The sequence below is a fragment of the Cereibacter azotoformans genome (genome assembly GCF_021391315.1).
GTDB classification, from domain to species: Bacteria; Pseudomonadota; Alphaproteobacteria; order Rhodobacterales; family Rhodobacteraceae; genus Cereibacter_A; species Cereibacter_A azotoformans.
Genome location: NZ_CP090022.1, coordinates 607,667 through 621,028 on the forward strand (window position 1 = coordinate 607,667; position 13,362 = coordinate 621,028).

Here is a 13,362-nt window from a genome sequence, read left to right on the forward strand (position 1 = left end):
GACGATCAAATCCGATGAGGCCACGAATTTCGCGCGTTTTCCATAGCTTCACGCAAAGCTCTAATCTGCGCATAGAGGTTTTGCCGTGCCCAGAACGCTTCCTCGACCTGCGATTGATCCGACAGTGAGGGAACGGGAATCTTCAAGGCCTTCACGTCCTTGATTGACAGAGTCTGAACTGCGGTTCCGGTCGCCAGAGATTTGATGTAGTCCCTCATCACGTCGCTGGACAGGAACTCGAAAAGGGTCACAGGCTTCAATTGGACGCCTTTCCGGAGTCGAAGAGCAACCAGAGATTGACCGGGCACCCAGATCTCTCCGGAAGCCGCGGCTGGCGCATCCTCCGGAACCAGTCCGACGGCCCCGATCGTTCCTTTTACGGCGAGGACCACGTCGCCTGGTGCAAGGCGCTGGTCTACCGCCTTGGAAAGCCCTCCTTGCCCAAGCTTCGAAGCTCTCGAGGGCTGCACCACGAAGCCACTCTCATCGATCTCGGCAGCCGCCGCCTCGCGTGCAACGAACTCCCCATCTTCGTCCTTGAGAAGCGGCGCCGGACGAATGATCTCCGCAAGGTCGGACAAAGCGAATGTCTCCATTCCCGCACAGAGCTTCGAGACCTCATCTTCCGTGTCGGCTGCGAAGAAACGGTCGGGAGTAAGCACGCCGCCTCGTTCTTCGATCTCAGAAATGGAGACATCGCGAGCCCAGGCTTCGCCCGCGACAGTTGCTGCATCGACAGCTTCAACCCACGACGCCTCCGGACGCACTTCATACCGCCCGCGCTCCCGGGCGTTCGAGAAGTGAGGATCTTGCAGATCAACGAACCTGACTGGCGACAGGGAGGCGGTTCCTCCGTGCTGGTCGTCCAGCATCAGTAGGTTGGACGTGATCGATGTTCCTTCGAAGGCCATGCCACTTGGAATTCGCAGAACAGAACGAAGTCGACCGGAGAAGAGGAGGTCTCCCCGAGCCATCTTCTCCACCCCTACGTTTCGGAAAAGCGTTCCGGGGGCCACCAGCACGGCTTGGCGACGAGCCTTGTTCTCAAGTGCGTCTTCGAGGGCCAGGACTTCGGCTGTGACACGGGCCTTGGCCTTGTCCAGCCCAAGCCGTCGCAGGATCTGTTGCGGAACATCATGCAGGTCTTGGTAAAGCATGCTGAACGGGGGCATACTCAATTCGAAGTCTGCCGGGGACCCATCGTCGCGCAGAAACGGATCTTGCTCGATGATCTCAACATTCAAGTCAAAGACCATGTCCATCATAGCCATCAAATCGGTTTCGGACTTGTGTTTTGAGATGAAACGCACCTTCCTGGTGCCTCGCGCCAAGGAAATAACCACTGCCGGAAGCAATGCAGGCCCGAAAGAGCAGCGCACATCACGGGCTCCTTCTGCAAATTCAGAGACCTTGCGTGCAGCATCAAGCCGCATCCAGAGATCAAATTCCCTCGACCCAATCTGGCTGAAGAGCCTGTCAACCAGCTCCAGTAGCCGCTCCTCAGAAAGTTCACAAAGCGGGGTGACGATCCGTGAGAGTTCCTTCAAAGGCTCTTGAAATTCAGGCCGGCGGAATTGGTCCGACACCACTGGAAGCAGTTCTCGAGGTGTGCCGGTTTTTTGATGTGCAAGCTCTGCAATTACCCCCAGAACACGTTGATATGGATAGATATGCCCTCGGATCCTGTCGAAGTCTGCAAAGAACCTCTCAACGATGATCATTCTCTTGGACTCCAGTCACATGCTGGTTTGCTGGGATACCGCCGCCCTTACGTGCGCTTGGCGTGCCTGACTCCTGGAGTAACTGTCAGCCCAAAAGGTTGTGATTGCCGCGTCACCTTCCAAGGCGACCACGACACCGCCCTTCTGGGCGGCCTCCATGAGGAGCTTCCGGCGGCGGTTCAGCTCAGCCAGCTCGTTGTCGATCTGGTTGCGGCCAAGAACGTAACGGTCGCCATCAATCTCTCCGCACTCGATCGCAAGTTCCACCAATTGCCTGCGGATCCCGCGCTGGTTCATCCGAACGTCCATGTGGTGAGTGATGTGCATGCCGACCTCCATCTCTGAAGGTCAATATGGGGACCTGATATTAAAAAGCAAGCCTGATTTTTTGCCTTCGGTCAGCAAATGATCCGTTCGTTAAGCTCGCTTCGGGACCTCGGACGGGCGCGTCATAACCTCCTGAACGAAAGCGGGCCCTCCGAAGAGGGCCCGTTTGTCGTTTTCTGCCCATTTCATGCCGTTTTCCGGAAAAGTGGACGATTTATCTGAACCGCGAGACTCTTCTCAGTGCTCAAAGAATATGTCCACTGGGCTTCCGTCCAAGTATCTAATTCTAAATCCTTTCGAGGAATCCGGGAAACGCCCGTTTTGTCCACTACGGGTCAAGGTTCGTGTCCACAATTCTCCGAGCCCTGAGCACCGTATCCTGTTCCGTCGGGAGTCTTGCTAGAAGGGGATCTCGCGATCGCTAGAGCTTGTTCGACTCATCTCGTCCATCAAGCTTTTGATCCTGTCCCGCTGCGCTTCGTACTCCTCAAGTAGGACGGACGTACCGCCACCGGCGGCCCGTGAGAGGTAAATCTGGTAGACTTGGCCATCGATGACCGTCTTCGCGGAAGCTGAGTCTCCACGGGTAGGAGGCGCACCCTTGGCTACCGCATATGCTCTGGCAGCTTCGAAATACAGGTCGTTGAATACCGCGTGATTCTGGCCGGCGGCCGCCATCCTTCGCAGCCGGTTCTCTACAGCTGAGTCCCGCCTGCTGGTCCTGGTCAGTATCAGGAAAACCACGATCAACACCGCTGCAATGACAAAAATCACGAACATGAAGTTCTCCAGTAGGGCATGGGGTCGGCACTCACGCGTGTTCCGCAAGTCGCCGGAGCGTTTGGAGCATCACCATCTCCTCCTCCGTCGACAATTCGGCACCGGCCAAGCTCTCGTAGCCTTTGAACCCGAAGCCGAATGTTGTCTTGATCTTCAAGCTCGTCACGTGGCGACCCGTCCTTGGGCACACCACCAGCACCTTCCAGAATCCGTCGCCGATGATATCGATACGATGCTCATCGAACCAATGGCTCTCACCGCAGGCGCACTCAAAGCTGCCGGTATACATCGACATGTTCATTCGATGTCTTGTCAGTTTGCCGAAATCGCCAAGGAACGCCTCGAAATTAAGGTGCTTCATCCCAGTATCGTCCTTCCACCGGTTGCAGCCGCGTCTTTTCTCGCGGTGTGACCGTGGAAGAGCCGCTCGCCTTTCGCAAGCGTTGACTGGACTTCGTGACGGTTCGGGGGTGCGACTTACCGCGCGGTGGCTTATGCAGGGATCAGGCTGAAATCGAACGCGCCGCGCCCGCAGGTTCACGCAATGTTACGGATGATGAGACCGCCTCGATGACGGTCTCGATGCAACAGGCATAGTTCAGGCGGCCCAGCCCTCCGGCAGATCCGCCCGCCGATAGACCCGGGTCCCGATCTCCCCGGGATCAACCGCCGTCGGCACCCCCAGCCGCTGCAGGCGTCGGGTGACCTCCTGGTGATGAAGGCCTGTCTCCGAGCACAGATTGCCGTGCGTGGCATACTCGGTACGGAACGCCTCGACATCCTCCGGCATCAGCCAGATGCCAGTCAGCGACCAGGCGGACGCGGGCACCCGGTGCGACCGCAGCAGCGCACCACCAGGACGATCCGCCATTAGCGCCTGCCCGATCCTGAAGGGCAGCTTCAGAAGCCGGAAGGCATCGGTGTGGGAGCAACCCCGCGGTCTCTTCTGCGCGAATGGCGTCAGTTCGTCTGGATCGAGACGCACCGCGGCGAGCCCGTCCACAGCAGGAACGCGGCCAACCCTTCTCAGGGTGCCGTCGAGCAGCTTGGGCAGGATGACATCGACAGACACCCGGGAGTGTTCGGCGGCCCGGGCAATTCCATGCATCCCCTCCCGCTCGCCCTCCATGACCGGCAAACGCCGCTCGAGGTCCGCCAGCAGCGTCTCCACGTCGCGCCGGTCGATGGCGCAGCGCATCCGGCCAATTTCGACCTCACCTCCGCCGATTGGCTTCAGCAGCCCGGAGTCGATGAGAGCCTTAGCCTGCGGACGCGAGGTGTTCAGCATTTCCGGCAGGTCGATGACGGAGACCGAGTTCTTCACGCTGATTGCGAGACGCTCGCCTTCGGCCGCCTCCACCGTCACCAGACTGTCGGGCCGATTGGCCAGATCCATTCCGATGGCACCACGGGCCTGCAGCAGGTTGCGCATGGTCTTCGGGTGAATCGCGAACTCTCGCGCGAGAGAGTACACGCTGTGACGCCGACGTACCGGCAGCACCTCGCCGAGGATCTCCTGTCCAGGCTTCACCTCCATCGTGTCGAAGATGTGCTCCCGCAGAACCTCCCGGATCGGCCCGAAGTCCTTCCGGTTCTTGTTGAAAGCCAGCCACTTGTAGAGATGGCCGAACACGTTCTGGGGGCCGGAGCTACCTTGCCGGTCCTCGAAACCGTCCTGCACCATCTTCAGCGCCTCCCGGATGCCGCCCACGCCCCGGCTCGTCCATGCCCAGCCCGACCGGCCAGCGCGGTCCCAGTCGTCCGAGGTGAGATCGCGCAGGCTCCGCTTCGGACCGAACTCGATGAGCGCGCCGAGCATCTCGGTCGCCCGGGCGGCCTGCTCGATACTCTGTCCGTCGAGCCAGTCGGGTCCGGACTTGCCGGCCAGCCGCGCAACGAGGTAGTCCTGAAGGCCAGATGGCGCACGGACCTCGAGCCCCGCGGTCAGCGCCGGAAGCGCGTTCCCGGTCTCCGGCACCAGCACGGGCAGTTCGTGGCAGAGGTCATCCCAGACGTCCCGGCACCGCTCGATGAGGGGCAGCCCATGGTCCGGGCAGGTGCGAACGGGGCGGAGCATCCAGGTCAGCCGCCCCCGTCGCCGGGCGTGGGGGACGCCACCCCCCTCCTCGTCCTCCGCGAGGCAGGCCGGGCAGAACGCGGTCATGCGTCCTTTCATGAACTCGACGCCGAACGTCTCGCCACGGAGTTCGAACTGCCGCGGCCCACGTCGGTGCAGCAGGTTCGGCTGCAGGACCACCGGGTCCTCGTCGGTCATCTCGCAGAGCCGGGCCACCGCGTCGGCACTGTTGGTTACGAAGGCCTGCGGGTCGATGGCGAGGTCGCGCAGGAAGGGGATGAGCCGGCTGCCGGTGTGAAGCGCCGCGAGACGCGTGCCCCAGGACAACAGCGTCTCGGCGCTGTCGAATGGCAGGCGGGGGGTCAGGATGCTGTTCATTTCTTTTTCCGCTTTTCGCTCTTGCTCGCTTTGCCTACGTGGTTGTCCTCCGGCTTGGCGTCCGGCTGGATGCTCCCCCAGTTCGGGCTGAGGAACACGTTCCGATCGGGATCACAGCCCTCTTCCCGGGCCCAGACTTCCGCGAAATGCTGCATGGTCAGCCGGGTCGTCCCTTCCAGGGCAAGGGCGGCTTCGACCGCCAGCGTCGCCGTCTCGAGCGTACGGCCGAACCGGTGGCGGCTGGCATGCATGAGGCGCGGGATGAGATCCGGTTCGACCGGGGGCTCGAGGCCGGCCTTGCGGCAGTAGTGTTCGATCACCATCGCCACGTTGCCGCCGTGCGTCGCCGGAAAAACCGGCGGCAGGGTCAGGGTGGAGAAGCGGCGCTGGACCTGGGGATCGCTGCGGATCAGGGTAGGAAGCTCGTCGGTCCCGCAAATGACCAGAACCAGGGCGTTGTCACCCTGCATGAGCGATTTCAGGCCGCGCAGGATCAGCTTCCGATCCGTGCAGAACAGGTCGTGCGCCTCGTCGATGCAGAGGACGGTGATTCCCAGCGACGCGAGCCGGTGGCGCACGAGGTTCCAGATGCTCCATGCCTCCCGCCGCTCGGAGACCTCCGGGTAGCCGCTGGCACGGAGAACTTCGAGGCCGAGACTCTTGAAGGTGGCGGGGCTCGGGAAATCGATGTGAAGGTAATGGTCCTGCGCCGCCCCGGCGGCGGAGCTCAGGGCGGGATGTTCCCTCAGGTTGCGCCTGACCAGGCTGGACTTGCCAGCGCCGGATCCGCCCACGACCATGATGCTGCGCGTTTCCGCGTTGTCGCTCCAGCGGACGGCCTGCGGGAGCAGGTTTCCATCCGCATCTTCCTCGAGGAGCCGATCGAGGTAGTTCCGGAAAAGGTCATCGCTTTCGGTGCCGATGTGGATGTTCCGGAGTTCTTTTCCCAGCGCCTTGATCTCAGCGCGGGTGCGGGTCGGTCGGGTCATGGGTTACTCCTTGATGGTCCAGGTGCGTGCCTGGGCGACGGGCGCGGGCGACTGATTGGTGGGGATGGCGTTCGGCGTGGGTGCGGGTTCGACAGGGGTACGGGGTGCCGGCGTCGTTGCGTCGGCCACCTGCGGCTCGTCCACCTCGGCTGCCGGCTCTTCCCGCGGCGCCTGCGCGCCGGGAAGAGCGAGCGGAACGGCCGGGATGGACATGCCCAGCCGGCCACCCGGCTCGGGCGACCGCGGCGGGGCGTCGACGAAGGCGACATGACGGAAGAGGGTGTTCTCGTGGTACTGCCCGCGGTCCTCGGTCCATTCGTCCACGATGAGGTTGGCAGTGAGCATGGCCGTCTGGACGCGGTCCCGGATGGCCTCCACGGCAGCGAGCATCACGTCCCAGGCGTGCGCCCTTGCGTGCGGATCGGCTGCCCGAACGCGGCGGCAGGCCGCAGTCCAGACCTGCACGCTCACCCCGTTGAGGCCGCCGCGTTTCGCCGTGGCTTCCACCCAGTCGTCGCCGATGCGGACCATGATGGCCCCCATGTCTTCGGGCAACCAGCGGATCTCCATCGTCCGCTCGTGCTGGTCGCAGTAGAGCTTGGCGAGTTCACGGTTGTGGTAGTGGATCCCCATGAGGCGGACGCCCTCCTTCGAGAGGACGCGCGTGGTCTCGGTCCCGAAGACGAGGCGGCGGGTTGGCATGTCCTGCATGTCACGCGTGCCCCACAGTTCGTTCAGCTCGAGCCAGGCCTCGCGGGGGCTACGGCCACCCAGGCCCTCGTGCGGGGCGTTGTGGTAGTAATCCACGGTCCAGCGGACCAGCGCGAACAGCAGGTCATCGAGCGTCAGCGCCGCCGTCTCCCTCGGATCGTTGTCGGCCTTCTCGACGATGGAACCGAAGGTCCGCCCGGTCAGACGGGCGGTCAGCGACAGGGACATCGTGAGAAACAGGCGCTCGATGTGCGACCGCAGCTCCGGAACGCCGCCCGGGCCGCGTTCGGTCGTGATGCCGAGGTCGGCGCAGGCATGACGGAAGGTGGCGGCCTTGAAGGCGGGGCCCCCGTCGGTGACGATGTGCTCCGGGACGCCGCACATGTCCCAGAACGACAGACAGCCTACCGCATCCGCCCAGCCGCCCTTGTCGCGGGTAATCATGTGAAGAACCTGGATGGCCGCGCTGGCCTTGGCTTCCGCCGAGATGGCAAAGCCGACGATGCACCGCGTCGTGCAGCACATGGCAACGGTCACCTTCCAGCGCCCGAGACCGCCGGTTAGCCCGAGCGCAGCCTTCTCATCGTCGCTCAGGACGTCCCAGACCCCGGATGAGGTCAGGATGGTCAGCACATCGACCGTCCATTCGTCCATCTCCACGCGCTGGAGGGGCCGCGTCAGGTCGAGCGCTCCGGTGACGGGGCGGAATTTCTTGCGCGCCGCGCTCTCGCCGAAACGCGCGGCCATGACCACGAATGGACCGAAGCTGCGGATCGTCCGGCGGAGCGTTGCCTTGGAAGGGACGGTCAGCCGGCTGAGGCCGGCAACGTCACGCTCGGCATTCTTTTTCGCGAATGCGAGGAGCATCTCCTCGTAGACGACCTGCAGCGTGGGCCGGTTGCGGTCGAGGTACTTGCGTGCCGCCGCTTTCAGCAGGGCCTGCACGTTGATGTCGAACGAGCATCCGCGGTGTCCGCGTTGCGCCTGCCTGTCAACGAGACCGCCCAGGCCGCCGTCCTCGAAGCTCGTGAGCCAGCGCCGCGGGCTACGGGCTGAGGGCGGGGCAATTGTGATCTGCTCGTCGCCGAACCGCGCGCGCTTCTTCTCGGATCCATCCGTAAGGTATTCCGCGGCCTTTTTCACCAGAAGCGCCATGTTGGCATTGATGGACGCGTCGGAACGCTTCAGCCGCGCTGAATACCAGAGGTCGTAGAAGGCCTGAACGAAGGCATCGCGTCGGCTCATCCGCTGCCTTGCGGGAGCCGTCAGTCGCGAAGTCATCGTTTCGGCAGGATCATGCAGCCGCCGCACCGCACGTTCCGGAAGAAAGTAGTTCGGCTCGTGCTTCAGCTTGCCCTCGGCGGCCAGGCGCCCGAGCTGCGTGTGCGTGAAACTCTCGGCCAGGCCGGAGCCATCGGCGCGCTGCATCACGTGGCCAATGTCATTCTTGAAGCACGGACGCCATTCGATGCCGTGGATCGTCACCCGGTCGTACGTCGTGAAAGCCAGCCGGCGGCCCTCGGGATTGAAGCGGAGCGTCATGGGGAAGGTCTCGCGAAGGCGGATTTCCACGGCCCCTGCTCGGTACCGTGGTGGTAGCGAGGATGGATCATCACGCCGCCATCGCCTCGGGCTCCTGCCCGCGGATGACTTTCATGAGTGGGGTGAAGCGACCAGGCTCGGCCGCGAGGAGGCGCCCTTGCGCGATCAGGCGGAACAGGGCGCGGAGACCCCGGCTGCCGAGACCGATCCGGCGGGTCAGCTCGTCCAGCCCCGCGACCCCGTCGAGAGCGCCGACCGCGGCCGCCGCGCGGGTGTCAGCTTCGGGATCCGGATGCCGCATGCCGTGCAGCAGCCAGGCGTTGTGCAGCTCGACCGGGTCGAGGTCTTCCTTCACCACGAGCCGGACGTCGTCAACGAACCCTCGCTCCATGGCCTGGGCCTTGATCATCCCCATCTTCGTCAGGAACGCCGGCGTGGCATAGCGGCTCGCCTTGAAGGTATAGGCCACCTCGGAGCCGTCGGTGTGGACCGCCACGCAGTCGAAGTAGTGATCGAACACCTCTCCGTTCTCGTCGTGCCACTCGAAGCCCACCTGCTCGAAGATTTCCCGCACGTCCGGACGGTACTGCAGGCACAGGAAGCCCTCGGTCTCGAGATGGCTCTCGGTCAGGCTGACGCGGCCGGGGCCGCTCCCCATCACGACGTGGCCGGTGAAATGGCCCTTGGAGGCGATGGGAACATCCCGGTCGGCGGTGCTCGGGAGGGGAAGCCGGAATTTTCCGGAGGGAAGAATTTGCATGCGAACCTCGCTTCAGCAGAGGTCCACCCCGGCAGTTCATCTGCCGGAGGCGGACGCCAAGCGCTGTTCACCGGGGACGCAGGACCGCCGTGGCGGAGGTCCCGGACCTCAGCAACAGCCTATGCGGCTGAAGGTGAGGAGACGAGAATACAGGGATGCGATGCGGGCCGCGATGGCGGGCTGGCACGGATGGTCGAGGAAAGCGGGGGAGAACATTCAGGCCTCGTCGTATGCGCATCAACCGGCCGGAAGGCCGGGTCTCAAGTCAGGAGAGGGGGATGCGTATGACGGGTCCGTGGCTCATGGTGCGTGTTCCACGGGATGGTGGGCAGGGATTCCACGGGATGATGGGCGCGGGATCCACGTGATCGTGGGCAGCGATTCCACGCGATCGTGGGCGCGCGTTCCACGGGATGGTGGGCAGTTCTGGCCGACAGTCTGAAGCTACGGTGCCCTCGTTTGAGCGAGGGAACCTGAATGCCAACGGAACGACTGTCGATGCGCCTGATACGTGATGTGCTGCGTTTGAAGCATGCCCAGAGGCTGAGCGAGCGGGCGATCGCCGCCTCGCTCGGGCTGGGCAAGGGAACCGTGGGAGCCTACTTGGGCCGGGCGCGGAAGGCCGGCCTGACATGGCCGCTTCCCGAGACATTGACCGACGACGACCTTGAGTTGCTGCTGTTCCCGGCGGCACCTTCCGTTCCGGATCACGAGCGTCCCGTGCCTGACTGGTCCGTGGTCGACAGGGAACTGCGGCGCCCCGGCGTCACGCGGGCCTTGCTCTGGGAGGAATACCGCGCGGCCCATCCCCTCGGGTTTGGCTACGCCTGGTTCTGCGAGCACTATGAGGCCTGGAAGGGCCGGGTCCGCCCCACGATGCGCCAGACGCATGTGGCCGGCGAGAAGGTCTTCGTCGACTTCGCGGGCGACACGGCCGAGCTGATCGACGCGGAGACCGGCGAGGTCCAGGCGGTGAAGCTGTTTGTCGCCGCGATGGGAGCGTCAAACTACACCTACGCGGAAGCCGTGGCATCGGAGGGCCTCGAGGACTGGATCGGCGCACATGTCCGGATGTTTGCCTTCCTGGGCGGCGTGCCGAAGGTGGTGGTGCCTGACAACCTCAAGTCGGCAGTGTTCAAGGCGGATCGGTTCGACCCGGGACTGAACCGAACCTACGCCGAGATGGCCGGCCACTACGGCACCGCTGTCCTGCCGGCGCGTCCCTACCGGCCGCGCGACAAGGCGAAGGTCGAAGTCGCGGTGCAGGTCGCGCAGCGCTGGATCCTGGCGCGTCTGCGCAATCGGCGGTTCTTCTCGCTGGCCGAGCTGAACGCTGCGATCCGGCAGCTGGTCGATGAACTGAACATGCGCGTGATGCGTGGCTACGGCGCCAGCCGTGCCGATCTCTTCGCCACCCTCGACCGACCGAACCTGCAACCGCTGCCGCCGGAGCCCTACATGTTCGCCCGCTGGAAGCGCGCCCGCATCGCACCGGATTACCACGTCGAGGTCGACAGCTGCTGGTATTCCGTGCCGTTCGGGCTGATCCGCCAGGAGGTGGATGTCCGCATCTGCGGCGGAACCGTCGAGATCTTCCACAAGGGCCAACGGGTTGCCAGCCACGCCCGCAGTTCCGGACGGCGCAGCCATGTCACGGTGCCCGAGCACATGCCCTCGGCGCATCGCCGCTACGCCGAATGGACACCGGCACGCATGCTGGCGCAGGCGGCGAAGCTCGGCCCCTCGGTTGCCGCCTTCTGTGAGGTGGTGATGGCCGATCGCCCCCACCCCGAGCAGGGATTTCGCACCTGCCTCGGCGTCCTCGCCCTCGCCAGAAGCTTCGGTCCGGCGCGTCTCGACGCGGCCTGCCGGCGAGGCCTGTCCATCCGCGCGCGTTCGGTCGCCTCGATCCGGTCGATCCTGCAGAGCGGGCTCGACCGCGCCTTTCTTGAGGAGGAGGCCGGGCAGCTTCCCCTGCAGCACCCCAACATCCGCGGCCAAGGCTACTATCATTGAAAGGAGACTGACCTTGCTGACCCATCCCACTTCCGAGCGCCTCACCGCCCTCGGGTTGACCGGCATGGCGAAGGCGCTGGACGAGCAGCGCTACGCCCCGGCCACCTTCGACAGCCTCGGCTTCGAAGAGCGGCTCGGCCTTCTGGTCGATCGCGAGGCCACCGAGCGGGACGCCAAGCGGCTGGTTGCCCGGCTCAAGTTCGCCGCCTTGCGGCAGGCCGCCTGCGTTGAGGATCTCGATCTGCGCACCCCGCGCGGCATAGACCGCACCGTGATGGCCCACTTGGTCGACGGTGCCTGGATCGCCCGCCACGAGAACCTGCTCATCACCGGCCCCACCGGCCTCGGCAAGAGCTGGATCGCCTGCGCACTCGGCCAAAAGGCCTGCCGGGACGGGCGAGTGGTAGTCTACCACCGGGTCCCGCGCCTCTTCGAAGCGCTTGCCATCGCCCGGGGCGACGGACGGCACGCCCGGATGCTCAAGGCTCTGGCGCGGACTGATCTGCTCATTCTCGACGACTGGGGACTTGCCGTCCTGACATCATTCGAGAGGCGCGACCTGCTGGAGATCCTCGAGGACCGCCACGGCCGCGGCGCTACCATCGTCACCAGCCAGCTCCCGCTCGAGCACTGGCACGAGGCCATCGGCGACCCGACGCTGGCCGACGCCATTCTGGACCGGCTCGTTCACAATGCCCACCGCCTGACGCTGGCGGGTGAAAGCATGCGTAGGCGCGCAACGAGGCTGAAACCGCTTGACCCTACCGATCAAGCCTGACTCCATGTGCGGGTCGGCCAAGCTGCCCGAGCCGTGGAACGGCTGCCCACGATGCCGTGGAATCCGTGCCCACCATCGCGTGGAATCGATGCCCATCATCCGTAGAATGCGCATCATGGCGGGCAACGTACGATCGCGGAGAATTTCGCGCAAGCGGTGTCGGTCTTGGCTCGTGCTGTCTTTCGTATGGGCGTAGACGCCGATGCGCGTTCAGCAGCTATCACGAGTTCGCCACAATTCACCGATGTCGTTTGCCGTCAACCAGGCCTTCATGGTGCGGACAGCGTTGTCCGAATACTGCGGGATCCGCTGTTTGCCGAACTCAAACGCGTGGTGGCAGGAAGGGTCCGTATCAATGCCCAGATGGTCGCGTAGGAGCTTGGCCTTTGGTGGGGTGAGGCCGAGCTTCTCTGCAAGCACCGTTCGACTGAGATGAAATTTCTTCTGCAGATCCAACGTTCGTACGGCGGCTGCATCGGTGGGATCATCCCCGCCGATATACCGTACCGGAGCTCCCTCCTTCTTCGAGAAGTGAACCGTCAGTGTAAGGCCTTCGCCTTCAACTCGGGTGCCGATCGTGGCGAGCCGAGGGAAGACGGCATTCACCTCGGCGCCTGCTCGGATCGCCTTCTCGATCCGGCCAATGTCCATCTCTGACACTTCGGACTCCTCCACGGCCACCGCCTCCATCGCGAGAAGAGACCGAATCCGCGCCCGCGCTTCGTCCCGCGCGCGACGGCCTGGCTGCAGAAGCTCGCTGATGACCTTGTATTCCCGGTCCACGAGGAATTCGAAATCGCCGGGCGGCATCGTCGAGACGGGTAGTACCCGCGGCGGAATATGCGAACGCAGATCGTCCCCAAGCGCGCGCTTCAGATACTCATCGAAAGCCGTGATCAGGGCCCGGACATTCAGATACAGGATGTCTTCAGCCACGACGACAAACCAGTGCTGGGCAGCATCTCTCAGGCTGTCCATTGCGCGCATGATGCCGGCCTCCTGTTCCGTCAGCCCGTGTTTTGCCGTGCAGAGGCACACGCAGCGCTCGAAGCCGATCGACTTTCCGGTCTTCAAGTCGAACACGGTCTCGTTTCTCTGCACGAGGACCGCCTTCAGAAGCATCTCGCACGCATGCTGCGAATGCAGCAAGACGCTCGTGATCCGGCCTTCCTCCTCGAACCTGTTGAAGGCGGTCATACCCGCCTTCAACGAGTGAATGGCCTTCGTTTTCAGGGTCTTGGCGTCACGAACAAGCTTCATGGATACTCACTTGAGCCACTGGC

General features: G+C 63.8%; 11 protein-coding genes. 2 read left to right on the forward strand and 9 right to left on the reverse strand.

The features are described from left to right. Window positions 1-5: 5 nt before the first annotated feature. The 8 genes from LV780_RS18035 to LV780_RS18070 all read right to left on the reverse strand — a co-directional run bounded on the left by LV780_RS18035 (window position 6) and on the right by LV780_RS18070 (window position 9,285). Entirely contained in the window at window positions 6-1,721 is a 1,716-nt protein-coding gene (locus LV780_RS18035; protein WP_108222716.1) for a type I restriction-modification system subunit M/S, read from the reverse strand. A gap of 15 nt (window positions 1,722-1,736) precedes the next feature. Beyond that, window positions 1,737-2,048 (reverse strand): DUF4258 domain-containing protein, encoded by a 312-nt coding sequence (locus tag LV780_RS18040; RefSeq protein WP_108222715.1) that lies wholly within the window; start codon window positions 2,046-2,048, stop codon window positions 1,737-1,739. A gap of 399 nt (window positions 2,049-2,447) precedes the next feature. Then, window positions 2,448-2,828, reverse strand: coding sequence for a hypothetical protein (locus tag LV780_RS18045; RefSeq protein WP_117345093.1), 381 nt, complete (start codon window positions 2,826-2,828; stop codon window positions 2,448-2,450). 31 nt (window positions 2,829-2,859) lie between these two features. After that, a complete protein-coding gene (locus tag LV780_RS18050) occupies window positions 2,860-3,189 on the reverse strand; it encodes a hypothetical protein (RefSeq protein ID WP_117345092.1) in 330 nt (109 codons plus the stop codon). A 237-nt stretch (window positions 3,190-3,426) separates the two neighbouring features. Beyond that, on the reverse strand, window positions 3,427-5,283 hold the full coding sequence (locus LV780_RS18055; protein WP_117345091.1) for a TniQ family protein: 1,857 nt from the start codon (window positions 5,281-5,283) through the stop codon (window positions 3,427-3,429). After that, window positions 5,280-6,272 (reverse strand): TniB family NTP-binding protein, encoded by a 993-nt coding sequence (locus tag LV780_RS18060; RefSeq protein WP_117345090.1) that lies wholly within the window; start codon window positions 6,270-6,272, stop codon window positions 5,280-5,282. Before LV780_RS18060 ends, LV780_RS18055 begins: the two co-directional genes overlap by 4 nt. 3 nt (window positions 6,273-6,275) lie before the next feature. Continuing rightward, window positions 6,276-8,525, reverse strand: coding sequence for a Mu transposase C-terminal domain-containing protein (locus LV780_RS18065; RefSeq protein ID WP_233864034.1), 2,250 nt, complete (start codon window positions 8,523-8,525; stop codon window positions 6,276-6,278). 70 nt (window positions 8,526-8,595) lie between these two features. After that, window positions 8,596-9,285, reverse strand: coding sequence for a hypothetical protein (locus tag LV780_RS18070; protein WP_117345088.1), 690 nt, complete (start codon window positions 9,283-9,285; stop codon window positions 8,596-8,598). Window positions 9,286-9,762: 477 nt separating this feature from the next. Between LV780_RS18070 and istA the strand changes: the two genes are divergently transcribed. Continuing rightward, window positions 9,763-11,301: an IS21 family transposase gene (gene istA, locus LV780_RS18075; RefSeq protein ID WP_117345026.1), complete on the forward strand. Its 1,539-nt coding sequence runs from the start codon at window positions 9,763-9,765 to the stop codon at window positions 11,299-11,301. Window positions 11,302-11,314: 13 nt separating this feature from the next. Beyond that, entirely contained in the window at window positions 11,315-12,079 is a 765-nt protein-coding gene (istB, locus tag LV780_RS18080; RefSeq protein WP_117345027.1) for an IS21-like element helper ATPase IstB, read from the forward strand. 210 nt (window positions 12,080-12,289) lie between these two features. Here istB and LV780_RS18085 read toward each other — a convergent pair whose 3' ends face one another. Beyond that, window positions 12,290-13,339 (reverse strand): hypothetical protein, encoded by a 1,050-nt coding sequence (locus LV780_RS18085; RefSeq protein WP_117345087.1) that lies wholly within the window; start codon window positions 13,337-13,339, stop codon window positions 12,290-12,292. Window positions 13,340-13,362 lie beyond the last annotated feature (23 nt).

Coding starts and splice junctions, on each gene's coding strand:
- LV780_RS18035 (WP_108222716.1), bottom strand. CDS start 1,721: ATGATCATCGTTGAGAGGTTCTTTGCAGACTTCGACAGGATCCGAGGG.
- LV780_RS18040 (WP_108222715.1), bottom strand. CDS start 2,048: ATGCACATCACTCACCACATGGACGTTCGGATGAACCAGCGCGGGATC.
- LV780_RS18045 (WP_117345093.1), bottom strand. CDS start 2,828: ATGTTCGTGATTTTTGTCATTGCAGCGGTGTTGATCGTGGTTTTCCTG.
- LV780_RS18050 (WP_117345092.1), bottom strand. CDS start 3,189: ATGAAGCACCTTAATTTCGAGGCGTTCCTTGGCGATTTCGGCAAACTG.
- LV780_RS18055 (WP_117345091.1), bottom strand. CDS start 5,283: ATGAACAGCATCCTGACCCCCCGCCTGCCATTCGACAGCGCCGAGACG.
- LV780_RS18060 (WP_117345090.1), bottom strand. CDS start 6,272: ATGACCCGACCGACCCGCACCCGCGCTGAGATCAAGGCGCTGGGAAAA.
- LV780_RS18065 (WP_233864034.1), bottom strand. CDS start 8,525: ATGACGCTCCGCTTCAATCCCGAGGGCCGCCGGCTGGCTTTCACGACG.
- LV780_RS18070 (WP_117345088.1), bottom strand. CDS start 9,285: ATGCAAATTCTTCCCTCCGGAAAATTCCGGCTTCCCCTCCCGAGCACC.
- istA (WP_117345026.1), top strand. CDS start 9,763: ATGCCAACGGAACGACTGTCGATGCGCCTGATACGTGATGTGCTGCGT.
- LV780_RS18085 (WP_117345087.1), bottom strand. CDS start 13,339: ATGAAGCTTGTTCGTGACGCCAAGACCCTGAAAACGAAGGCCATTCAC.